The sequence below is a fragment of the Streptomyces laurentii genome, from assembly GCF_040635425.1.
Classification (GTDB): Bacteria; Actinomycetota; Actinomycetes; order Streptomycetales; family Streptomycetaceae; genus Streptomyces; species Streptomyces laurentii.
The window spans coordinates 209,857-231,428 of sequence record NZ_JBEYHT010000001.1 but is presented as its reverse complement, the minus strand read 5'-3'; the positions used below and the strand labels follow the sequence as shown (position 1 = coordinate 231,428).

The following is a 21,572-nucleotide window of genomic DNA, read 5'->3' as shown; positions in this document are numbered from 1 at the left end:
TGGTCGTGCGCTAACCGAGCGTGAGGCGCGGTTACTTGGTGACGTTGATGCCCTTCCAGGCGTTCGCGACCGCGGTGTACTCGGCGCTGTTCGCGCCGTAGAGGTCGGTGGCCGCCGACAGGGTCGCCGCGCGGGCGCCCGAGTAGGAGGTGCTGGAGGTCATGTAGGTGGACAGGGCCTTGTACCAGATCTTGTAGGCCTTGGTCCGGCCGATGCCGGTGACCGTCACGTTGTTCACGGTCGGCGAGTTGTAGCTGACGCCGTTGATGGTCTTCGCGCCGCTGCCCTCGGACAGCAGGTAGAAGAAGTGGTTGGCCGGGCCCGACGAGTAGTGGACGTCGAGGCGGCCGACCGTCTTGGACCAGGAGTCGGCGGAGGCGCCGTCCTTGCTCGGCTTGTCCATGTAGCGCAGCGGCGTGCCGTCGCCGTTGATGTCGATCTCCTCGCCGATGAGGTAGTCGCCGACGTCGCTGGCGTTGTTGGCGAAGAACTCGACCGAGGTGCCGAAGATGTCGGACGTCGCCTCGTTGAGGCCGCCGGACTCGCCGCTGTAGCGGAGGTTGGCGGTGGCGGCGGTCAGGCCGTGGGACATCTCGTGGCCGGCGACGTCGATGGCGGTGAGCGGGGAGTTGTTGCCGTAGCCGTCGCCGTACGTCATGCAGAAGCAGGCGTCGTCCCAGAACGCGTTGACGTACGCGTTGCCGTAGTGGACGCGGGAGTAGGCGGCCTTGCCGTCGCCGGCGATGCCGTTGCGGCCCAGCTCGGCCTTGTAGAAGTCCCAGGTCATCGCCGCGCCGTAGTGGGCGTCGGCGGCGGCGGTCTCGCGGTTGGACGCGAGGCCGTTGCCCCAGGTGTCGGTGCTGTTGGTGAAGAGCGTGCCGGTACCGGAGCTGCCGCCCTTGAGGTCGTACGTCTTGTGGCCGCCGCGCGCGGCGTCGGTGAGGGTGTACGAGCCGGCCGAACCGGAGGTGCCGAGGGTGACCTGGCCGCTGAACATCGTGTTGCCGATGCCCGTCTCGATGGCCTCGTACGAGAAGAGCTCCTTGCCGTTGGCCGCGTCGGTGATGACGTGGCGGCGGCTCGGGGTGCCGTCGGTCTGGGTGCCGGTGACCACGGTCTCCCAGGCGAGGACGGGCTTGCCGGTGGCGGCCCAGATCACCTTGCGGGCGTCGCCGGCCTTGGCACCCTTGGCGTCCGAGGAGGCGACGGCCGACTTGCCGGCCGTGCCCGCGGCGACGGCCGGGGCGGTGCTCGCGACGGATATCCGCGCGTCGGTCGCCTTGGTGGTGGAGCGCGCGCCGTTCTTCTTCTCGTGCACGACGAGGTCGCCGCCGAGGACCGGGAGGCCCGCGTACGTACGCTCGTACCGGGTGTGGACGGTGCCGTCCGCGTCCTTGACGACGTCACGGGCGACCAGCTTCTCCTGGCCGCCGAGGCCGAGGGCCTGGGCGGTGCCCTCGGCACCGGACTGGGCCTCCTGGATGGCGGCGGCGCGCTGCGGGGCGCTGAGCGCGACCGCGGTCGCGCCGGCCTCGCGCTGGGCGTCGGCGCTGGCGGTTCCGGTCTGGATGCCGACGACGACCATGGCGGCCGAGGCGATGAGGGCGGCGGCGCGGGCGGTGGTACGGCGAGGCGAGGACTGCAGGCGGGTCACGCGGGCTCCTTCACTGTGAAGCGTGGGGGTGGGTGTGGGGGGTGGTGCGTCGGAAGCGTGCCAGCCGATTGGCGCGATTGACAGGTATGCAACAAGGATTTGACCAGTAGTTGTCCGAAGGGCGGCCAACTCGGTCCGTTATGCGGGGAGCTGACCGCCCTGAGGGTGCCTGTGAGGGAAGGAGCGGGGTCTGGTACGGGGGTGACGCGAGGAAAGGGGCGACGGGGGTTTCAGGCGAAACTCTGACGACGCGTCAGGAGACGCGCATGGTCGCCATCATGCCCATGGCCGCGTGGTCGAAGATGTGGCAGTGGTAGAGGTACTGGCCCCGGTAACCGGTGAAGGTGGCCTGGATCTTGACCGTCTCCCCCGGTCCGATCCGCACGGTGTCCTTCAGCCCGTAGTCCGGCCCCGCGGTCACCTGCGCCCCGGCCCGCTCGATCACCCGGAACTGCACCAGGTGCACATGGAAGTTGTGCGTGCCCGTGCCGGAGTTGGTGATGGTCCAGATCTCCGTGGAGCCGTACGCGACCTCGGTGTCGATCCGGTCGGGCACGTAGGCCACACCGTTGATGGTGGCGATGCCGCCGCCCATGCCCAGCACGAAGGAACGGTTGACGGTGGCCGCCGCCATCACCGGCAGGGTGCGCAGGGTGCTCGGCACGACGCTGGTGTCGGCCGCCGTACGGTCGACCCGGAACTGGAGCACCTTGCCGATCTGCTCCGCGGGGCCGCCGGTGCCCTGGTTGACGAGCTCCAGGGTCGTGCCGACCGCGTAGCGGGAGAAGTCGATGACGACGTCGGCGCGTTCGCCGGGCGAGAGCGTCACCTGGCTGACGGTGATCGGCGCGGGCAGCAGTCCGCCGTCCGAGCCGATCTGCTGGAAGGAGGAGCCGTCGGACAGGGCGAGGGTGAAGGTCCGCATGTTCGCGGTGTTGCAGAAGCGGAGGCGGTACTTGCGGGCGGCGACCGCGTGGAACGGCCACGCCCTGCCGTTGGCGAGGATGACGTTCCGGTTCTGGAAGTCGCCGAGCTGGTAGAGCAGTTGGCCCTGGTCGTCGAAGCGGGCGTCGCGGAGCTGGATCGGCACGTCGTACGCGCCGCTCGGCAGGTTCAAACCCTGCTCGATGTCGTCGGTGATCAGGTACGTGCCGGCCAGGCCGCGGAAGGCGCTCTCCGATTCGGCGTGGTGGGCGTGGTCGTGGAACCACAGGCTGGCGTGCGGCTGGGTGTTCGGGTACGTGTACGTCTTGGTGCCGCCGTTCGCCGGGATCAGCACCACCGGGTCGCCGTCGCTGTCCGCCGGCACGTGCGCTCCGTGCAGGTGGACGGATATCCCGACGGGCAGGTTGTTGGTCTGGTCGACGAGGGTGCGGACGTTGCTCCGGGCCTTGATGACGGGGCCGGGGAAGCTGCCGTTGAAGGTCCACACCCGGGTCTGCACGCCGGGCAGGATCTCCTTGTTCGCCTCCTGCATGGTCAGCGCGTAGCAGTCCATCATCATCGGCATGGACATGTACGGCGTGGCCACCGGGGCCAGCGGCATGGCCTGGGTGAACTTCGGTACGGAGGCGGGGTCGAGGTCGGTCGTGGCGGCGGCGCCCGCCGAGCCCGCCGCGGCGGCGGTGCCCGCCGTGGCCGGGACCAGGAGGCCGGCGGCTCCGACCGCGCCGGTCGCCATGCCCGTCTTGATGATGCTGCGCCGAGTGATCACGTAATCCCCCAAGAATTCCGGCGTGAACAAGAAACCGGCCGGGGGAACCCGGCCGGAACACGGCCTCAATTCTTCGGCGGCGCCTCGGACGGGTTCAACGCGCGGGAGGTCAGAGCTGCGTGGGATTCCGCAGGCCGCGCGGGGTTTCCGTGTGGTTTCAACAAGCGGAGGTCAAGATTCCGTCGAGATGCCGGAGGGGAACCTGGGGCCGGGAGGGGCCCCGGAGAGGACCAGCGGCGGGACCCGCGGAGGGCCGGGAAGGGGGCCGGGACCGTGGACTACTCCCCTGCGGGCGTGGGCGGTTCGGCCCGCAGCGCGGCGAGCGACGCGAAGTGACGCAGGCGCGGCCCGGCGTCCGAGCGGGGGGCGCGCAGGGCGAGAGCGCCGTGGTGGCGGGGGCCGCAGGGCAGGTCGTACACCGACCAGTCGGCCGGATGGCGGCCGGGCTCACGCACGGGGTCCCCGCCGAGGTCGTCCAGGCCCGGATCGCGGCCGAGGCCGGTGCCGAGCCCCTTCAGATACGCCTCCTTGCGCGCCCAGATCCGGCCGAAGACCGCGCTCCGGCGCTCGGGGTCGGGTGCGGCCTCGACCTCGGCGCGCTCGCTCGGGTGCAGGACGCTCGCCAGGTCGCGTACGGACTCGGGGGCGGGCCGGCCTTCGACGTCGGCGCCGACCGGGACGGGCGCCGTCGCGACGAGGACCCGGCCGGGGGTGTGGGACAGGGAGAAGTGCAGCGGGGGCGAGGGGACCGCGAGGACCGGGCGGCCGTGCGGCCCGCCGCAGCAGGGACAGGTGTCGCGGCCGAAGACCAGGTCGGCGGGGCGTTCGCCGAGCAGCCCGCCGAGGATCACGCGCAGCGCGAGGTGCGCCACCGCGTAGAGATGACGGTCGGCGGGCCGGAGGAACGCGGCGGCCCGCTCACGCTCGTGGGCGTCGAGCGGGGTGAGGTCGAGGGCGTCATCGGGGCCGGTGCCGAGGCCGGGGCCGGTGCCGGGGCCAGGGCCGGTGCCGGGGCCGGTGCCGGGTTCCTCGGTGACGTCAAGCAGCCAGGCGTCGGCCCGCGTCATTCGGTGTCCTTCCATCGGCCAGAGAGTACGGGGTGGGAGCGCGCGCGGTCGCCGCGCTCACCCTTCGCCGAGCCGGAACCCCACTCCGCGGACGGTCACGATCCACTGCGGGCAGCCGAGCTTGCCGCGCAGACTGCTCACATGCGTGTCCACGGTCCGGCGGGACCAGGAGTCGCCCCAGATCTGCTGCATGAGCCGCTTGCGCGGAACGACGTTGCCGGGGTCGGAGGCGAGCAGATGCAGGATGTCGAACTCCTTGCGGGTGACGTCGATCTGCCGGCCGTCGAGGCTGACCTCGCGGGCGCCGACGTCGATGCGCAGCGACCCGCGCGCGATGACGCCCGTACAGCGCGGACGGGGCCGGGCCCGGCGCATGACCGCCTGGGCGCGGGCCACGAGTTCACGGAATCCGTACGGCTTGACGAGGTAGTCGTCGGCGCCGGCCTGGAGGCCGAGCACCCGGTCCAGTTCGGAGCCGAGGGTGCTGAGGGCGATGACCGGGGTGTCGGCCGCCGCGCGGATCAGCCGGCAGACCTCCAGCCCGTCGATGTCGGGCAGTTCGAGGTCGATGAGGACGAGGTCCATGTCGCCGTACGCCTGGAGCGCGGCGCCGCCCGTCTCGACCCGGCTCACCTGGTGGCCGCACCGGCGCAGCCCCGCCATGAGCGGTTCGGCCTGCGCGCTGTCGCTTTCCACCACCAGGATCCGCCAGACGTCGCCGCCCGCCGAGGAATAGGCGCCCGCCCCGTCGAGAGGCGTGGGTCTTTCCGGTGTGCGGTGCGTCATCTTCCCCCCATGGCCAAGCTCCCCGCGAGCCTAGAAACCGCCCCTCCGCGATGTCAAAGATGCCTGCTGAATATGGATTTGGCATATTCGGCACCATTCGCCGCCAGCGGATCGTACACTGCGTGATCGACGAATACCTGCGGGTAGGGCTCGATCCGGACAGCCTCCGGCGCACCTCCACGGGGGCGGCAGCGCCACCAGGTGGACAGGTCGCCGGTCGGCACGCCTTCCTTCTCGACCGAAAATGATCAGAGACGCACGCTCTTGATCAGGCCGTACGCCGACGTGGCGCGGCTTTCTTGGCCGACTCCTTCTTGACGGACTCCTTCTTCGCGGTCTGCTTCTTCGCGGTCTGCTTCTTCGCGGCGGACCGCGCGCTCCGACCCGTCGCCTTCGAGGAGGCGGTCGAGGCCGTCGACGCTTTGGAGGACGAGGCAGGGGAGGACGACGCCTTCGACGCCGCCGATGTCTTCGAGGTCGACTTCCGGGCGGGTGCCGCCGCCGTCTTCTTCGCCGTCCGGGCCGTGGACCTCTTCGCGCCGGTCTCCTTGGGCGTCGCCCGCGACCCGGCATGCGAGCCGGCATGCGAGCCGGCCGAGGAACCCGCCGACTCCTTGGCGCGCGGCCGGAGTTCGGTCACCTCGGCCGGCTCGCCCCGGGCCTCCTTGGCCGCCCGGACGCTGCTCTCCAGCGCCGCCATCAGGTCGATCACCTTGCCGCCGCCGGTCTCCTCGGGCTCCGGAGGAGCGAGCCCCTCGCCGCCGGCCGCCTTCGCGGCGATCATCTCCTCCACGGCCTCGCGGTAGTCGTCGTGCAGCGAGTCGATGTCGACCTCGCCGAGGGTGGCCATCAGGGCGTCCGCCAAGTCGAGTTCGGCGTCCTTGACCGACACCGGCGTCTCGGGGGCGACACCCTCCGGGGCGCGGATCTCGTCCGGCCAGAGCAGCCCGTGCATGGCGATCACGTCGTCGACGACACGCAGCATGCCGAGCCGTTCCCGCCCGCGCAGCGCGTACTTCGCGACCGCCACCTTCTCGCTCCGCTTCAGCGCCTCGCGCAGCAGCGTGTACGGCTTGGCGGCCGGCACACCGCTGGCGGAGAGGTAGTACGCGGCGTCCATCTGGAGCGGGTCGATGTCCCCGGCCGGTACGAAGGCCACGATCTCGATCGTCTTCGCCGTCGGCAGCGGCAGTGCCGCCAGGTCCTCGTCGGTGATCGGGATCATGGTGCCGTCGGCGTCCTCGTACGCCTTGCCGATGTCCGCCTGGGCGACCTCCTCGCCGTCCAGCTCGCACACCTTCCGGTAGCGGATGCGGCCGCCGTCCGCGGCGTGGATCTGGCGGAAGGAGACGGACCGGCTCTCGGTCGCGTTGACCAGCTTGATCGGGATGCTGACCAGGCCGAAGGATATGGCGCCGTTCCAGATGGATCGCACGGTTCAATCCCTTTCGCACCGAGAATTCGGGTTTCGTGGGATTCTCATCGTATGACGCCGGTCACGGAGGTGGCGGGGCGGCGCCTTTCCCTGAGCAACCTGGACAAGGTCATCCACCCGGCCACCGGCACCACCAAAGGGGAGCTGCTCCACTACTACGCCACCGTCGGGGCCGCGATCCTGCCGCATCTGCGCGACCGCCCGGTGTCCTTCCTGCGCTATCCCGACGGCCCCGACGGCCAGCTCTTCTTCACCAAGAATCCGCCGCCCGGCACCCCCGCCTGGGTGACGACCACCCCGGTGCCCCGCTCGGACGCGCCCCGCGCCCGCCAGGTGATGATCCAGGACCTGCCGTCGCTGGTGTGGGCGGCGAATCTGGTGGTGGAGTTCCACACCCCGCAGTGGCGGGCCGGCTCCCCCGCCGTCGCCGACCGGCTGGTCCTCGACCTCGACCCGGGGCCGCCCGCGACCGTCGTCGAGTGCTGCCGGGTCGCGCTCCACCTGCGGGAACGGCTCGCGGCCGACGGGATCACGGCGTACCCGAAGACCTCCGGCTCCAAGGGCCTGCACCTGCTCGCGCCGCTGGCCCCGACCCCGTCCGCCGAGGTGTCCGCGTACGCGCGCCGGCTCGCCGTCGAGGCGGCGGCGGAGCTGCCCGCGCTGGTCGTGCACCGGATGACCAAGGCCCTGCGCCCCGGCAAGGTCTTCGTCGACTTCAGCCAGAACGCCGCCGCGAAGACCACCGCGACCCCCTACACCCTGCGGGCCCGCCGGCTGCCCGCCGTGTCCGCGCCCGTGACCTGGGAGGAGGTCGCGGACACGGCGGCCGGCGGTGACCCGGGGCGGCTGGTGCTGCTGCTGGACGCCGTACCGCCGCGGCTGGAGCGGTACGGGGATCTGCTCGCCCCGCTCTTCGATACGTCGGCGGCCGGAGCCCTGCCGTGACCGCCGCCGACCCGGGCCGGGCAAGCGGGGCAGGCGACCCGGGCCGGGCAAGCGGGGCAGGCAGGGCGGGAGGGGCAGGCGGGGCAGGCGGGGCAGGCGGCATCGTGCTGCGCCCGCCGCTGGAGGTCATGCGGCCGCGTTCCGTGGACGAGATCCCCCGGCAGGGCGGGGTCCCGGGCGGCTTCCAGTACTCCCTCAAGCTCGACGGTTTCCGCGCCCTCGCCTTCGTCCTCGACGGCGGCCGGGTCGTCCTGCAGTCCCGGGCCCGGCGCGACCTGGCGCCGGAGTTCCCCGGGATCGCCGGCTACCTGGGCGAACGGCTGCCGCCGGGCGTCGTCCTGGACGGTGAGCTGTGCGCGTACCGCGAGGGCCGGCTCAGCTTCACCGACCTGCTGCGCACGCACCGGGACCGCGAGCGGGCCGGCGTCCCCGTCTCGTACATCGCCTTCGATCTGCTCGCCCTGCCCGGGCGCGATCTGCGCGGCCGGCCGCTGCGGGAACGCTGGGACCTGCTCGCCGAGGCGCTCGCCGGCACCGGCCCGCCGCTCCAGCGGGTGCTCGCGACCGACGACGAGGCGACGGCCCGCGAGTGGTTCGGCGCGCTGCGCGCGGCGGGCGTGGAGGGGATCGTGGCGAAGGCGTGGGACTCCACGTACCGTCCGGGGCCCACCTGGTCGTGGCGGAAGATCCGGCACGCGGACACCGAGGACGCCCTGCTGGTCGGGGTGTTCGGGCCGCCGGACCGGCCGCACGCGCTGCTCGTCCGGCTCGCCGACGGCCGCACCCTGCGCACCAGCCCGCGCCTCACCGGCCCCCAGGCGCACCAGGTCGCCGAGCTGACGGCGGGCGCGGGGCTGCTCGGCGCGCCGGAGGAGGACCCGGAGCACGGGACCGTACGGCCGCTCGCCGCACCCCTGCCGGTCGAGCTGCGCCTGCCCGCGGGGCGCCAGGACCGGCCGGACACGGCGCGCTTCGTCCGCGTACGCGACGCGACCGCGCCCGACGCGTCGGCCGCGCCGACCGCGCTGCCTGGTGAGCGCCCGCCGGGTGAGCACCCGCCCGCAGACGGCCGGTGACCAGGCACCGGGCCCGTCCCTTTAGCAGCAAGCGTCCCCAATCGGACCGCGCTGGCCGAATCACGACTGCCTTTTATCTGCGCTCCGTTCCGGACAAAGTGCCTGTGCGCCCCTCACGAGCGCCCCCTTCTGCGCCCCCGCGCACAAGTGCGCCGGTCCAGCGGGCGCGCGCGCGTGAGCGGAGTGTCACCAGAGGGCTCACGGACGCCCGAGAGCGCCGGGTCAAGGGCCGGTCGGCCCCCCTCACGCACCCTCGCGTGGCGCAAAGCGAGCGGCCGGGCGCGGCTCGGCGCTCCCGGCCGCGCAGGCAGGGCCTTGATGTCGGCCCATTGGTGCACACTTGCTCCCTGGTACAGCGCTCACGGGGAAGGCGGCCTGGCATGCTGACGGGGATCGAGGAGGTCGACTGGGCCTCGTTGGGGCATGCGTACGGCCCTGCCGACGATGTGCCGGAGCTGCTGCGCGGACTCGGTTCCGACGACCCCGCCGAGCGCGAACAGGCCCTGGACGGCATGTACGGCGCCGTGCACCACCAGGGCGACGTCTACGACTCGACGCTCGCCTGCATCCCCTTCCTCCTCGAACTCGTCGCCGACGCCACCGTCCAGGACCGGGGCGGCATCGTCGAGTTACTGACCAGCGTCGGCGGCATCGACCTGGACGGCGACGAAGAGATGGACGAACTCGATCCCGACGACGAGGAGTTCATCCCCGCCGGGAACTACGCGATGGCCGCCGCCGCGATCGCCGCCGGCGCCGACGTCTTCCTGGGGCTGATCGACGACCCCGACCTCGAAGTGCGGCTCGCCACCCCGTGCGCGCTCGCCTCGCTGCACCCGGACCCGGCGCGGGTGCTCGGACTCCTGCGGGAACGTCTCACCATCGAACGGGACACCGAGGTACGGCTCGCACTGGTCGCGGCCGTGGGCCGGATCGCACTGCGGCACGAGTCGCTGCACGGCGAGACCGTGGACTGGCTGGCCTGGCTGGCACGCGCCGCGCAGGCGCCGGGGCTGCGGCTCGCCGCCCTCGCCCAGCTCGCCCGCTGCGCGCCGGCCGAGATCCCGGACGACGTGGTCCAACTCGTCACCGTCCTCCTCGACGAGGTGCGCACCACCCCGCCCGACCGCCCCGCCGAGACCCCGCGGACCGCCGCGCCGACCCTGATCGGCCAGGTCCGCGAGCTCCTCGAAGAGCACTCCGCGGGCCGCCGCACCCCCTGGACGGAGGAGCTGCTCCGTACCCTGCACACCGCCCTCGACGACCGCGTCGACGACCGCCACGCCCTGCTCCTCGCCCAGCTGCGCAGCCCCGACTGGGGACAGCGGTCGGACGCGATCTGGCTGGCCGGCGGGCTGATCCGGATCTGGCGGGGGCGGTACGAGGAGGTCGTACGGCTCGTCGGCGAGCAGCTGAGCGACCCGGAGCCGCGACTGCGCGAGGCCGCCACCTCGTTCCTGGAGCGCCTCTTCGAACTGGCCGCGCCGGCCGCGGACGCGCTCGCCACCCGCCTCGCCACCGGGCCCGCCGCGCCGCTGGGCCGGCGGGGCACGGGCGACCGGTCGGGCAAGAGCGCCGCGCTTCTCGCGCTCGCCCGCTCCGGCGACGCACGGGCGGTGCCGCTGCTCGCACGGGCTCTGGAGGAGCACGAGGTACGGAGCGAACTCCTGTACGCCGTGGACGCGCTCGGCCCCGCCGCGCTGCCGCTCGCCCCGGTGCTGCGCCGCCGGCTCGCCGAGGTGACGCTCGACGACCGGCTGCACGAGCGGGCGGCGCCGCTGCTGTTCGCGCTGGCGGCGGTACGGGGCGCGCAGGCGCTGCCCGAGGTACTGCGGGTGCTGCGCGGCGCGCCGCCGAACCGGCGCGAGTGGGTGCGTGAGGCGTGTCTGCGGACGCTGGCCGCGTTCGGCCCGGCGGCGCGGGAGGCGCTGCCCGAGGTACGGGAGCTGCTCGGCGCCGAGTCGGCGGCCGTGTCGTCGGTGGCGGCGCACACGCTGTGGTCGATCGACGGCCCGCCCGAGGAGGCGGTCGCCGCGCTGGAGGGGTGGCTGCGGCCGGGGGTGACCTGCGCCGAGTGGTGCGCGGCGGCGCTGTCGCTCGGCGCGATCGGCCCGGCGGCCCGGGAGGCGGCCCCCGCGCTGCGCGCGGGGCTCGGATCGCGCGACCTGTGGGTGCGGGTGCGCTCGGCGGCGGCGCTGTGGCGGGCCGCCGGGGAACCGGACGCGGTACTGCCGGTGCTGCTCGCGGCCTGGGAGGAGAACCGGTTCGCCCGCGTGGAGGTCGCCGAGTGCCTGGCGGAGATGGGCCCGCTGGCGGCGGAGGCCGAGCCGGTGATCCGCGCGGAACTGGCGCGCCGGCGACGGCACAACGCGCGCGAGGACGGCGCCGGCTCACACGATGTCCACGACGACGAGAAGCTGCTGACGCTGTGCCAGGCGGCCCTGGACCGGATGACGCGCCGGGGGCTGTGAGCGGGGGCCCGTACGCCTGACGCCCGACGCCTGGACTCCGTACCCCCTGAGTCCCGTCCCCCCTCATCCCCCCTCATCCCCCACCGTCCCGCGGCGCGACCCCGGCCACCGGGCGGCACACCGTCACACAAAAGGGACATAAGGCTTACTGCTTGCTACGTTGCGGACCATGACCGCACCGCGCACCGAGCCCGCGGACCCGCCCCCGCCCTCACCCCCGCCCGGGGCGCGGGTCCCCCGGCGCCGCGGTGTCGAGTTCTCGCTCCTCGTCGGCGCCGTCCTGATCTCGGTGCTCGGCTACGCGGAGGTCGGTCTCGCCCGCAGCGGCGCCGTCCCCCCGGACGCCGCCCGTTACGGCGCCGGGCTCGGCGCCCTCGCCCTGCTCGCCCATGTCGCGGTCCGGCTGCGCGCCCCGTACGCCGATCCGCTGCTCCTGCCGATCGCCGTCCTGCTCAACGGCCTCGGCCTGGCCCTGATCTACCGGCTCGACCTGGAGACCGCGGACGACCAGGCGGCGCCGACCCAGCTGGTGTGGTCGACGCTGGGCGTCGGTCTGTTCATCGTGGTCGTCCTGCTGATCCGCGATCACCGCACGCTCCAGCGCTACGCGTATCTGTCGGTGGCCGCCGCGCTCGGCCTGATGATCCTGCCGATCTTCTTCCCCGCCGTGAACGGGGCCCGGATCTGGATCCGGGTGGGCGGACTCTCCTTCCAGCCGGACGAGTTCGCGAAGATCCTGCTCGCCGTCTTCTTCGCCGCGTATCTGGCCGCCAACCGCGCCGCGCTCGCGCACACCGGCCGCACCGTGTGGAAGATCCGTTTCCCCACCGGCCGGGTGCTCGGCCCGATCGTGGCGATCTGGCTGGTGAGCGTCGGCGTCCTGGTCCTCGAACGGGATCTGGGCACCTCGCTGCTGTTCTTCGGACTCTTCGTGATCATGCTGTACGTGGCGACCGGCCGCACCGGCTGGATCGCGGTCGGGCTGCTGCTCGCCGCGGCCGGCGCGTTCCTCGTCGGGTCGCTCGAACCGCATGTGCACTCGCGGGTGCAGGACTGGCTGGACCCGTTCGCGTCGATCCGGGCGGGGCAGGGGCCGGGGCAGCTGGCGCAGTCGCTGTTCGCGTTCGCGGCGGGCGGGATGTTCGGCACGGGCCTCGGCCTCGGCCACTCCGTCCTCATCGGCTTCGCCACCAAGTCCGACTTCATCCTCGCCACGGTCGGCGAGGAGCTGGGACTGGTCGGGCTCACGGCCGTGTTCCTGCTGTACGCGCTGCTCGTCGGCCGCGGCTACCGGGCCGGGCTCGCGCTGCGCGACGCGTTCGGCCGGCTGCTCGCCGTCGGCCTGTCGTCGATCCTCGCGCTGCAGGTCTTCGTCATCGCGGGCGGGGTGATGGGGCTGATCCCGCTCACCGGCATGGCGATGCCGTTCCTCGCGCAGGGCGGCTCGTCGGTCGTCACGAACTGGGTGATCGTCGCCCTGCTCGTCCGGGTCTCGGACTCGGCGCGCGCCCCGCACCCGGAGCTGCCCGCCGCCGGGGTCATCGCCCCTGTCGTGGAGGACACCCGGTGACCCGCTACATCCGCAGAGCCGCCGCGTTCTGCCTGATCCTGCTGGTGGCACTGCTCGTCAACGCGGCGCGGGTGATGGTCGTGCGGGCGGGCTCGTACGACGACAACCCGGCCAACCGGCGGATCGCCATCGCCCGCTGGGGCCAGCCGCGCGGCGCGATCACGGTGGACGGGCGTCCGGTCACCGGCTCCCGGGACAGCGGCCAGCAACTGCGGTACGAACGGACGTACACACAGGGCCCGTTGTACGCGCCGGTGACCGGCTACGCCTCCCAGACGTACGGCACCTCGCTCCTGGAGAACACCGAGGACGCGCTCCTCTCCGGCACCGACCCGATGCTGGCGCCGCTGCCGCTGTGGGACGACCTGAGCCGGGGGCGGCGGCCGGGCGGCACCGTGGTCACGACGATCCGGGCCCGGATGCAGGAGGCCGCCTACCGAGGGCTCGCGGGGCGGCGGGGCGCGGTGGTGGCGGTCGAGCCGTCGAGCGGGCGGATCCTGGCGCTGGTGTCGTCGCCGTCGTACGACCCGGGGACGCTGTCGGGGACGGGCGCGGAGGTCGCGCAGGCGTGGCAGCGGCTGAACGCGGCGCCGACCCGGCCGATGCTGGACCGGGCGATCCGGGAGACGTACCCGCCGGGCTCCACGTTCAAGATCGTGACGGCCGCGGCGGCGCTGGACGCGGGGGTGGTCACGGACGTCGACGCGCCGACCGGGATCCCCGACCCGTTCGTTCTGCCCGGCACCCGCCAGGTGCTCCCGAACGAGGCGACGGGCTGCGAGAACGCGTCCCTCGCGTACGCGATCCAGTGGTCCTGCAACACGGTGATGGCGGGACTCGGGGTGAAGGTGGGACTCACGGGGATGGTCGACGCGGCGCGCGGCTTCGGCTTCGACGACCCGGGGCTGCGGATCCCGTCGTGGGTGGCGAAGTCGGACTTCGACACCTCCATGAGCCCGGACCAGCTGGCGCTGTCGTCGATCGGCCAGTTCGACACGGCGGCCACCCCGCTGCAGATGGCCATGGTGGCCGCGGCGGTCGCGAACAACGGCGAGATCGCCCAGCCGCACCTGGTCGAGCGCACCACGACCGCGCGCGGCGGCACGGTGTCGACGACCGCGCGGCGCGGCTACCGCCAGGCCATGAGCCCGTCGACCGCGCGGCGGCTGCGGGAGCTGATGGTGCGCGCGGTCGAGGACGGCACCGGCACGAACGCGGCCATCCCCGACGCCCGGGTCGGCGGCAAGACCGGCACGGCCCAGCACGGCCTGGGCAACACCGGCACACCGTACGCCTGGTTCATCGCCTGGGCCCAGGCCCCGGACACCCTCCAGCCGGCGGTGGCGGTCGCCGTCGTCGTCGAGGACGCGGACGCCGACCGCACGGACATCAGCGGCGGCGGCAACGCGGCCCCGATCGCGAAGTCGGTGATGGAGGAGGCGTTGCGGCTGGAGGCGGAGGAGCGGGGGTAGCCGATAGGAGACGGAGAGCGTGCGCGATCCGCTGTCCGGGGCGGGACATCCGAGCTACTGTGGATGTCATGTCGACGGCCTACGAGGATGTGCCCTTCAGCGAGCTGCTCCACCATCCCGCCGCCACCGCCCGGCGCCTGGACGCGGTCCGCGCCCTGCGTCTGCGCCGGCGCGACGCGAGCGACCTCGCGCTCATTCGCGCCGACCAGCTGGAGCAGGACTCCACCGTGGTCGACTTCACCGCGCGCCTGCTCGCCGGGCTGGTCCGCACCGAGAACACCACCGCTCTGCGCCAGGTCCTGCCCGACGCCCTGCCCTGGTCGGTCTTCCTCCCCGAGGAGGACGTCGAGGCGATGCTCGGTGAACTGGTGGAGACCGCCCGCGGAGCCGCCGCGCTGGAGAATCTGGCCCCCATCGCCTTGCTCCTGGCCCAGTGGCGGCACAGCGCCGAGATCCATGCCGACCCGGCCCTGCACGCCATCGTCACCCGCGAGCCCGAGGGCGATCTCGGCCCTGTCCCCACGCCCGCGGAAGAGACCACGGGGTGAGCCCCAAGCGCGGTGACCGAGCGGCCCCACCCGCGGTCGGCGACGAATACGACCTGCGGTTCGCCACCACCGAGGCCGCCAACGGCCGGGACCAGTTGTCCCGTCACGCGGCGGGGAACCTCCGTCGCGCCTTCGACAAGATCCGATCCACACCCCGGGCCACCGATGACCCCGCGCGCCATCACCGCCTCAAGGGCACACTCGGCTCCGCCCTCTGGAAGGGGCAGGCGCTGGAACGCCGGCAGTACGAGGTCACCAGCGGCGGCCGCATCTGGTACCTCGTCGACGACGTCAACCGCACCGCCCGGATCACCCACGCGGGCACCGGGCACCCCAAGGCCACCGACTGATCGTCCTTCGCCCCCTGTCCGCCCGCCCCGGTGGCCGACTGCCCCTGACGGCCGGCGGTCGTCCGTCGAGCCGCCGGCCTTCTGGACGAAGCTTTACGGGGCTTCGCCCTGGGCGACGGCCTCGTGGACCTCGGCGACACGCTCCCGCTCCTCCCGCGCGAAGCGCTCGCGGTCGAGGGCGTCGGCGATCTCCTCGTCCTGGGTCATGAGCAGGTCGAGGCTGGAGTCGCCGAGGTCGAAGACGCCCATGTCGAGGTAGGCCTTCTGGAGGCGCTCGCCCCACAGGCCGATGTCCTTGACGCAGGGCACGATCCGGCTGAAGAGGAGCTTGCGGAACAGGTGCAGGAAGTCGCTCTGTTCGCTCAGTTCGACGGCCTCCCGCTTCGGGACGCCGAAGTTCTCCAGGACCTCGACGCCGCGCAGCCGGTCGCGCATCAGATAGCAGCCCTCGATGACGAACTCCTCGCGCTCGCGCAGTTCGGCCTCGCCGAGCTGGCGGTAGTAGTCGCGCAGCGCCATCCGGCCGAAGGCGACGTGGCGGGCCTCGTCCTGCATCACGTACGCGAGGATCTGCTTCGGCAGCGGCTTGTCGGTGGTGTCGCGGATCATGCCGAAGGCGGCGAGCGCGAGGCCCTCGATGAGCACCTGCATGCCGAGGTAGGGCATGTCCCAGCGGGAGTCGCGCAGGGTGTCGCCGAGCAGGCCCTGGAGGCTGTCGTTGATCGGGTAGAGCATCCCGACCTTCTCGTGCAGGAAGCGGGCGTAGATCTCGGCGTGCCGGGCCTCGTCCATGGTCTGGGTGGCGGAGTAGAACTTCGCGTCCAGGTCGGGCGCGGACTCGACGATCCGGGCCGCGCAGATCATCGCGCCCTGCTCGCCGTGCAGGAACTGGCTGAACTGCCAGGAGGCGTAGTGCCGGCGCATGTCGGCCTTGTCCTTCTCGGTCAGCTTCGCCCAATGACGGCTGCCGTGGAGGGGGTTGACCTCGTCGGGGCTGCCGAGCGGGTCGTACGGGTCGACCTCCAGGTCCCAGTCGATGCGCCGGGCGCCGTCCCACTGTTTGTCCTTGCCCTTCTGGTAGAGGGCGAGGAGACGGTCGCGGCCTTCGTCGTAGGTCCAGGTGAAGCGGGCCGCGCCGGAGGCCGGCACCTGCCAGGCCGGTTCCCCGCTCCGCGGGGCCTGTGCGGCTCGATCGTGTGTGGACGACACGGACGGCTCCTTCCGGCGGCCTTGCGGCGCGTTCTCCCCGAGGCTCACACGTTGATAGACGCCGCGTCAACAAGTCCCGCGCAAGGGATTGACGACGTTTGCCGACGGGGAGTCCTATAAGAGGTGACGACTGTGACCGCCGGTAACTTGCTTTGCCGGTACGGCGGTTGTCCCGCCCACCATGTCCGCCCCCGATCCCGCCCCCGATCCCGATCCCGATCCCGATCCCGTCGACGACTCCAGCGCGAGGTGCCTCCCGCCATGGCCCGTGCCCGTCTTCTCACCGAGCCCGACTTCAGCCTCCTCACCGACACCCTCGGTCCGCTGCGCGACCGCGAACAGGTCGCGCGGCGGCTCCTGGAGTCCTCCCTCAAGCACTCCTTCGACCCCGACACCGAACTCGACTGGGAGGTCCCGTTCGAGGACGGCAAGTGGTTCTGGCCGCCGGAGCTGGTCTCGCTCTACGACACCCCGCTGTGGCGGCGGATGTCCGAGGAGCAGCGGATCGACCTCTCCCGCCACGAGGCCGCCTCGCTCGCCTCGCTGGGCATCTGGTTCGAGATCATCCTCATGCAGCTGCTGGTCCGGCACATCTACGACAAGCCGCTCACCAGCGACCACGTCCGCTACGCCCTCACCGAGATCGCCGACGAGTGCCGGCACTCGATGATGTTCGCCCGGCTGATCCGGCGCGGCGGGTCGCCGGAGTACCCGGTGCCGCGGATGTACCACAACCTCGCCCGGGTCCTGAAGACCGTGTCCACCACGCCCGGTTCGTTCGCCGCGACCCTGCTCGGCGAGGAAATCCTGGACTGGATGCAGCGGTTGACCTTCCCGGACGAGCGGATCCAGCCGCTGGTGCGCGGCGTGACGCGCATCCACGTGGTCGAGGAGGCGCGCCATGTCCGGTACGCGCGCGAGGAGTTGCGCCGCCAGATGATCACGGCGCCGCGCTGGGAACGGGAGTTGACCCGGCTGAGCTGCGGCGAGGCCGCGCGGGTGTTCTCCGTCTGCTTCATCAATCCCGCGGTGTACGAGAACGTCGGCCTCGACCGCCGCGAGGCCGTGGCCCAGGTGCGGGCGAGCGGGCACCGGCGCGAGGTGATGCAGTCGGGCGCGAAGCGGCTGACGGACTTCCTGGACGACGTCGGGGTGCTGCGGGGCGCGGGCCGGCGGATGTGGAAGGCGTCGGGCCTGCTGGCCTGACGGACACCACGGGACAAGGCCGCCGCACGGGGGACGTTCGGGCGTCGGGGGGCGCCACGAGCGTTCCCTCAGGCTGCCGGGCGGTGGATCGGAGGATGGTCGGACGGCGGACCGGACGAGGGTCGGACGGCGCCGGTTCCGGCCGCCCGGGCGCGGGTTACGCTGCGGGGCATGACGAGTCCCGCCTCGCCCGCGTACCGCCGTCTCAGCGTCGACGAGCGGCGGCAGCAGCTGCTCGACGCGGCCCAGACGCTCTTCGCGCACCGGGCGCCGGAGGACGTGTCGCTCGACGACGTCGCCGAGGCCGCGGGGGTCTCCCGCCCGCTCGTCTACCGCTACTTCCAGGGCGGCAAGCAGCAGTTGTACGAGGCGGCGCTCCGCTCGTCGGCCGACGCGCTGGTGGACTGCCTCACCGAACCGCCGGCCGGCCCGCCGACCGAGCGCCTCGCCCGGGTCCTGGACCGCTATCTGGCGTTCGTGAGCGATCACGGCGCCGGGTTCGCCGCCCTGCTGCGCGGCGGCAGCGTCGCCGAGACCTCGCGCACCGACGCCATCGTGGACGAGGTGCGCCGGGCGGCGGCCGGGCAGATCCTGTTCCACCTGGGGGTGGAGCGGCCCGGCCCGCGCTTCGGGATGATGGTCCGGACGTGGATCGCGGCGGTCGAGGCGGCCTCCCTGATCTGGCTCGACGAGGGCGAGCAGCCGCCGGCCGCGGAGCTCCGGGACTGGCTGGTGGACCATCTGGTGGCGCTGCTCGCGGCGACCGCGGCGCACGACGCGGAGACGGCCGCGGCGGTGGCGAAGCTCCTCGCGCGGGAACGGGCGGCCGGTCCGGTGGGCCGGCTGGCCCGGAACGTCGTCCCGCTGGTGAACCAGGCCGCGCACCTGCTCTGACCCGCATGGCCCCGGCGCCGCCCGTCTCGCTCCGCTCCGCCCCGTCTCGCTCCGGGCCGTCCCACTCCGGCCCGTCCTGGCTTCACCCCGTTCCCCGCGGCCCCACACCGCTCCGGCCCACCGTGTATCCGCCGCCCGCCGGCCGCTGACGGACACTGGTGGGGTGAGAAGCGAGAACACCCCCTTCCGCGGCGGCCCCCTCGACGGCCGGGTGCTGCCGATCCTGACCGGCCCGACCGGACACCCGCCGAAGTGGTACGAGGTGCCGGTGCCGGCCCACGACGGGCGCCCGGCCACCGTCCACACGTACCGCCGCGACCCGGCCGGCTACACCAAGCGGCTGGGGCTGCAGCGCGGCTGGGTGTACGTGTACGCGCCGGACGGCCGTGAGCGGCGGGAGATCCGCTGGCCCTGGCAGAAGCCGGCCGCGGCGCGCCCGAAGAGCGAGAACGGCGCGGCTGCGCCGTCCGAGTGAGCGCGCGGAACACCCGCTTGTTCGTGCGCTAATCACACCATCCGCCCCGTCATCATCGTCGCCGTGGAGGTGATGACGTGCCGGGACGACTGCTGCGCACGATCTGTACGGGTGTGCTCGCCCTGACGACGACCCTGGCGGGAACCGGGACCTGGACCGCGGCCGGGACCGCCTCCGCGGCCCCCCGCGCACCGGTCCCGGGCGAGCCCGCCGCCGACGAGGCCCCGACCGGACCGGACACGGCGGACGCGGCGAGCGCGGCGACGGACACCGCGGACGCACCGGCCGGCCCCGCCGACCCACTCGGCACCCTCGGCACCCTCGGCGATCCAACCGCCGACCCGGCCGCCGAAGCGGCCACCGGCTCCGTCACCGGACTGCTCACCCGGCTGCGCGCCCTCTACCAGGAGGCCGAGCAGGCCACCGAGGCCTACAACGCCGCCGACGAGGCCCTCAAGAAGCAGACCGCCGAGACCCGCCGGACCGAAGCCCTGCTGACCGCCGCCCGCCGCTCCCTGGAGCAGGGCCGGAACGAGGCCGGCCGGCTGGCCCGGCTCCAGTACCAGGGCCGTTCCGACCTCTCCCCGTACCTCACCCTGCTGCTCGCCCGTCACCCGCAGACCGCCCTGGACGAGACCCATCAGGCCGGCCGCTCGGCACGGGCGCGGTCCACCGTCGTGCACCGCCTCCAGGCCGCCGAGAAGTCGGCGGACGGTCTGGCGGTGGCCGCGCGCACCGCCCTCGCGCGCGGGCGCGTCCTGCTCGCCGACCGGAAGAAGCAGAAGGAGGCCGTCGAGGCGAAGCTCCACGAGGTGGAGAAGCTGCTCTCCTCGCTGACCGCCGACCAGCTCGGCCGGCTCACCGCCCTCGACACCGCGCAGACCGCCGGCGCCCAGAGCCGTCTCATGGCGTCCGGCGCGCTCGACGGCTCCCGTACGCCGTCGTCGCAGGGCGCCCGCGCGCTGCGTTACGCCGTACGGCAGATCGGCAAGCCGTACGAGTGGGGCGCGGAGGGCCCCGACACGTACGACTGCTCCGGCCTCACCCAGCAGTCGTGGGCGGCGGCCGGCCGCGCGCTGCCGCGCACCAGCCAGGAGCAGTGGGCGGAGCTCCCGCGTGTGCCGCTGGACCGGCTCCGTCCCGGCGACCTGGTCGTCTACTTCCCGAAGGCCACCCACATCGCCCTTTACCTGGGCCACGGCCTGGTGGTCCAGGCTCCGCGCCCCGGCACCCGGATCAAGGTCTCCCCGATCGCCGCCAACCCGTTGCTGGGCGCGGTCCGGCCCGACCCCGGCGGGACGCCCCTGGAGACATTCGCGCCGCCCGAGCTCCCGGAGGGAGCCTCGGACGGCGGGGACGCGGGCTTCGGCGGTACGGAGCTCTGACCCGGCTCCCTGACCGAGCTCCCTGATCTGGCCCCCTGGCCTGGCTCCCTGACCCGGCGTCCGGTCGGAGGACCGGCTCAGGCCCCGGTCAGCGAGGCCAGGTAGGCGGCGGCCTTCTCCGGCTCGAAGAAGAAGTTCTCGAAGTCGGCCGGGTCGTCGAAGCCGTTCGCGAAACGGTCCGCGATCGGCTGGAGCTGCCCGCCCGCGCCGAGCAGGTCGACGACGTGCTCGGGCAGGGGGCCGAGCATCGCGTTGGTCCACTTGGTGATGTGCCGCGCCGTCGCCCAGTAGCGGTCGAACGTGGCCCGCATCCACGCCTCGTCGAACGGGCGGTCGCCGTGCTCGACGATCGAGGCGAGGTACGCGGCGGCGCACTTCGAGGCCGCGTTCGAACCCTGGCCGGTGACCGGGTCGTTGGCGACGACGACGTCCGCGACGCCCAGGACCAGGCCGCCGCCGGGCAGCCGGCCGATGGGCTGGCGTACGGTCGGGGCGTAGCGGCCGGCCAGGGTGCCGCCGGCGTCGGTCAGTTCGGCCTTGGTCGCGCGGGCGTGCTCCCACGGCGTGAACCGCTCCATCAGCCGCAGGGTGAGCGCCAGGTGCTCGGCCGGGTCCTTGATGCCGCGGAAGGCGTCGACCGGGCCGCCGGGCACGCCCTCCCAGAAGAGGATGTCGGCGCGGCCGGAGGTGGTGAGGGTCGGCATCACGAACAGCTCGCCGACGCCGGGCACCACGTTGCAGCGCACCGCGTCGAACTCCGGGTGCTCCGGCCGCGGGCCCAGCCCGTGCACGTACGCCACGGCCAGCGCGCGCTGCGGCTCGCTGTACGGCGAACGGGACGCGTCCCGGCCGAACATGGACACCAGCTCGCCCTTGCCGGCCGCGATGAGCACGAGGTCGTAGCCGCGCGCGAAGTAGTCGAGGTCGCCGACCGCCGCGCCGTGGATGACCAGCTGGCCGCCGCGCCGCGCGAACGCGTCCATCCAGCCGGCCATCTTCACCCGCTGGTCGACGGACTGCGCGAAGCCCCTCAGCTTCCCCACCCAGTCGATGGCGCGCGAGGAGTCGGGCGCGGCGACGGACACGCCGAGGCCCTCGATGCGCGGCGCCTGCGGCTCCCAGAAGTTCAGGCCCAGGTCGCGCTCGTGCTGGAGCGCGGTGTCGAACATGCACTGGGTGGACATGACCCGGCCGGACCGGATCTCGTCCGCCGTCCGGTTGGACATCAGGGTGACGTCGTAGCCCTTCGACTGCAGACCGAGGGCGAGCTGAAGGCCGGACTGGCCGGCTCCGACGATGAGTATCTTCCGCATGA

19 protein-coding genes are annotated in these 21,572 nt (G+C 73.0%); 11 read left to right on the top strand and 8 right to left on the bottom strand.

The annotated features are described in order from the left end of the window. Window positions 1-31 precede the first annotated feature (31 nt). From ABZ693_RS01075 to ku, 6 genes are all read right to left on the bottom strand, one after another. Window positions 32-1,654: a M4 family metallopeptidase gene (locus ABZ693_RS01075; RefSeq protein ID WP_435842314.1), complete on the bottom strand. Its 1,623-nt coding sequence runs from the start codon at window positions 1,652-1,654 to the stop codon at window positions 32-34. Window positions 1,655-1,907: 253 nt separating this feature from the next. After that, entirely contained in the window at window positions 1,908-3,368 is a 1,461-nt protein-coding gene (locus tag ABZ693_RS01070; protein ID WP_359871926.1) for a multicopper oxidase family protein, read from the bottom strand. Window positions 3,369-3,646: 278 nt separating this feature from the next. After that, window positions 3,647-4,450 (bottom strand): 4'-phosphopantetheinyl transferase family protein, encoded by an 804-nt coding sequence (locus tag ABZ693_RS01065; protein ID WP_359871925.1) that lies wholly within the window; start codon window positions 4,448-4,450, stop codon window positions 3,647-3,649. 42 nt (window positions 4,451-4,492) lie between these two features. Then, entirely contained in the window at window positions 4,493-5,221 is a 729-nt protein-coding gene (locus ABZ693_RS01060; protein ID WP_359871923.1) for a response regulator transcription factor, read from the bottom strand. A 53-nt stretch (window positions 5,222-5,274) separates the two neighbouring features. Beyond that, window positions 5,275-5,445: a hypothetical protein gene (locus ABZ693_RS01055; RefSeq protein WP_359871921.1), complete on the bottom strand. Its 171-nt coding sequence runs from the start codon at window positions 5,443-5,445 to the stop codon at window positions 5,275-5,277. Window positions 5,446-5,489: 44 nt separating this feature from the next. Further along, window positions 5,490-6,656: a non-homologous end joining protein Ku gene (ku, locus tag ABZ693_RS01050; RefSeq protein ID WP_359871919.1), complete on the bottom strand. Its 1,167-nt coding sequence runs from the start codon at window positions 6,654-6,656 to the stop codon at window positions 5,490-5,492. Window positions 6,657-6,707: 51 nt separating this feature from the next. On the opposite strand from ku, the gene ligD reads away from it, so the two are divergent. From ligD to ABZ693_RS01015, 7 genes are all read left to right on the top strand, one after another. After that, window positions 6,708-7,601 carry a non-homologous end-joining DNA ligase gene (gene ligD, locus ABZ693_RS01045; protein ID WP_359871917.1) on the top strand — a complete coding sequence of 298 codons (894 nt, stop codon included), beginning with the start codon at window positions 6,708-6,710 and terminating at the stop codon, window positions 7,599-7,601. Between the two features lie 104 nt (window positions 7,602-7,705). Further along, the gene (locus ABZ693_RS01040) at window positions 7,706-8,677 is read left to right on the top strand and encodes an ATP-dependent DNA ligase (protein WP_359871915.1); all 972 of its coding nucleotides are present in this window, start codon (window positions 7,706-7,708) and stop codon (window positions 8,675-8,677) included. A gap of 380 nt (window positions 8,678-9,057) precedes the next feature. Further along, a complete protein-coding gene (locus ABZ693_RS01035) occupies window positions 9,058-11,148 on the top strand; it encodes a PBS lyase (RefSeq protein WP_359871913.1) in 2,091 nt (696 codons plus the stop codon). Window positions 11,149-11,317: 169 nt separating this feature from the next. Then, window positions 11,318-12,718 carry an FtsW/RodA/SpoVE family cell cycle protein gene (locus ABZ693_RS01030; protein ID WP_359871911.1) on the top strand — a complete coding sequence of 467 codons (1,401 nt, stop codon included), beginning with the start codon at window positions 11,318-11,320 and terminating at the stop codon, window positions 12,716-12,718. Next, window positions 12,715-14,190 (top strand): penicillin-binding transpeptidase domain-containing protein, encoded by a 1,476-nt coding sequence (locus ABZ693_RS01025; RefSeq protein ID WP_359871909.1) that lies wholly within the window; start codon window positions 12,715-12,717, stop codon window positions 14,188-14,190. Before ABZ693_RS01030 ends, ABZ693_RS01025 begins: the two co-directional genes overlap by 4 nt. A gap of 68 nt (window positions 14,191-14,258) precedes the next feature. After that, window positions 14,259-14,738 carry a hypothetical protein gene (locus ABZ693_RS01020; RefSeq protein ID WP_359871907.1) on the top strand — a complete coding sequence of 160 codons (480 nt, stop codon included), beginning with the start codon at window positions 14,259-14,261 and terminating at the stop codon, window positions 14,736-14,738. Beyond that, window positions 14,735-15,088 (top strand): hypothetical protein, encoded by a 354-nt coding sequence (locus ABZ693_RS01015; RefSeq protein WP_359871905.1) that lies wholly within the window; start codon window positions 14,735-14,737, stop codon window positions 15,086-15,088. Before ABZ693_RS01020 ends, ABZ693_RS01015 begins: the two co-directional genes overlap by 4 nt. 93 nt (window positions 15,089-15,181) lie before the next feature. Here the strand turns inward: ABZ693_RS01015 and ABZ693_RS01010 are convergent, their stop codons facing one another. After that, the gene (locus tag ABZ693_RS01010; RefSeq protein WP_359871903.1) at window positions 15,182-16,297 is read right to left on the bottom strand and encodes a ferritin-like domain-containing protein; all 1,116 of its coding nucleotides are present in this window, start codon (window positions 16,295-16,297) and stop codon (window positions 15,182-15,184) included. A 261-nt stretch (window positions 16,298-16,558) separates the two neighbouring features. Between ABZ693_RS01010 and ABZ693_RS01005 the strand changes: the two genes are divergently transcribed. The 4 genes from ABZ693_RS01005 (at window position 16,559) to ABZ693_RS00990 (ending at window position 20,257) form a co-directional block, all read left to right on the top strand. Then, window positions 16,559-17,503 (top strand): AurF N-oxygenase family protein, encoded by a 945-nt coding sequence (locus ABZ693_RS01005; protein ID WP_359871901.1) that lies wholly within the window; start codon window positions 16,559-16,561, stop codon window positions 17,501-17,503. 171 nt (window positions 17,504-17,674) lie between these two features. Next, a complete protein-coding gene (locus ABZ693_RS01000) occupies window positions 17,675-18,397 on the top strand; it encodes a TetR/AcrR family transcriptional regulator (protein ID WP_359871899.1) in 723 nt (240 codons plus the stop codon). Window positions 18,398-18,560: 163 nt separating this feature from the next. Next, complete coding sequence (locus ABZ693_RS00995) at window positions 18,561-18,872, top strand: DUF8847 domain-containing protein (RefSeq protein ID WP_359871897.1); 312 nt, start codon at window positions 18,561-18,563, stop codon at window positions 18,870-18,872. Window positions 18,873-18,949: 77 nt separating this feature from the next. Beyond that, window positions 18,950-20,257 carry a C40 family peptidase gene (locus ABZ693_RS00990; RefSeq protein WP_359871895.1) on the top strand — a complete coding sequence of 436 codons (1,308 nt, stop codon included), beginning with the start codon at window positions 18,950-18,952 and terminating at the stop codon, window positions 20,255-20,257. Window positions 20,258-20,334: 77 nt separating this feature from the next. Here the strand turns inward: ABZ693_RS00990 and ABZ693_RS00985 are convergent, their stop codons facing one another. After that, window positions 20,335-21,570 carry a styrene monooxygenase/indole monooxygenase family protein gene (locus tag ABZ693_RS00985; RefSeq protein WP_359871893.1) on the bottom strand — a complete coding sequence of 412 codons (1,236 nt, stop codon included), beginning with the start codon at window positions 21,568-21,570 and terminating at the stop codon, window positions 20,335-20,337. Window positions 21,571-21,572 lie beyond the last annotated feature (2 nt).

What these genes read in the sequence shown, in the direction of transcription:
- ABZ693_RS01065 (WP_359871925.1), bottom strand. Translation starts at nt 4,450, where the DNA reads ATGGAAGGACACCGAATGACGCGGGCCGACGCCTGGCTGCTTGACGTC.
- ABZ693_RS01060 (WP_359871923.1), bottom strand. Translation starts at nt 5,221, where the DNA reads ATGACGCACCGCACACCGGAAAGACCCACGCCTCTCGACGGGGCGGGC.
- ligD (WP_359871917.1), top strand. Translation starts at nt 6,708, where the DNA reads ATGACGCCGGTCACGGAGGTGGCGGGGCGGCGCCTTTCCCTGAGCAAC.
- ABZ693_RS01035 (WP_359871913.1), top strand. Translation starts at nt 9,058, where the DNA reads ATGCTGACGGGGATCGAGGAGGTCGACTGGGCCTCGTTGGGGCATGCG.
- ABZ693_RS01030 (WP_359871911.1), top strand. Translation starts at nt 11,318, where the DNA reads ATGACCGCACCGCGCACCGAGCCCGCGGACCCGCCCCCGCCCTCACCC.
- ABZ693_RS01020 (WP_359871907.1), top strand. Translation starts at nt 14,259, where the DNA reads ATGTCGACGGCCTACGAGGATGTGCCCTTCAGCGAGCTGCTCCACCAT.
- ABZ693_RS01005 (WP_359871901.1), top strand. Translation starts at nt 16,559, where the DNA reads ATGGCCCGTGCCCGTCTTCTCACCGAGCCCGACTTCAGCCTCCTCACC.
- ABZ693_RS01000 (WP_359871899.1), top strand. Translation starts at nt 17,675, where the DNA reads ATGACGAGTCCCGCCTCGCCCGCGTACCGCCGTCTCAGCGTCGACGAG.
- ABZ693_RS00985 (WP_359871893.1), bottom strand. Translation starts at nt 21,570, where the DNA reads ATGCGGAAGATACTCATCGTCGGAGCCGGCCAGTCCGGCCTTCAGCTC.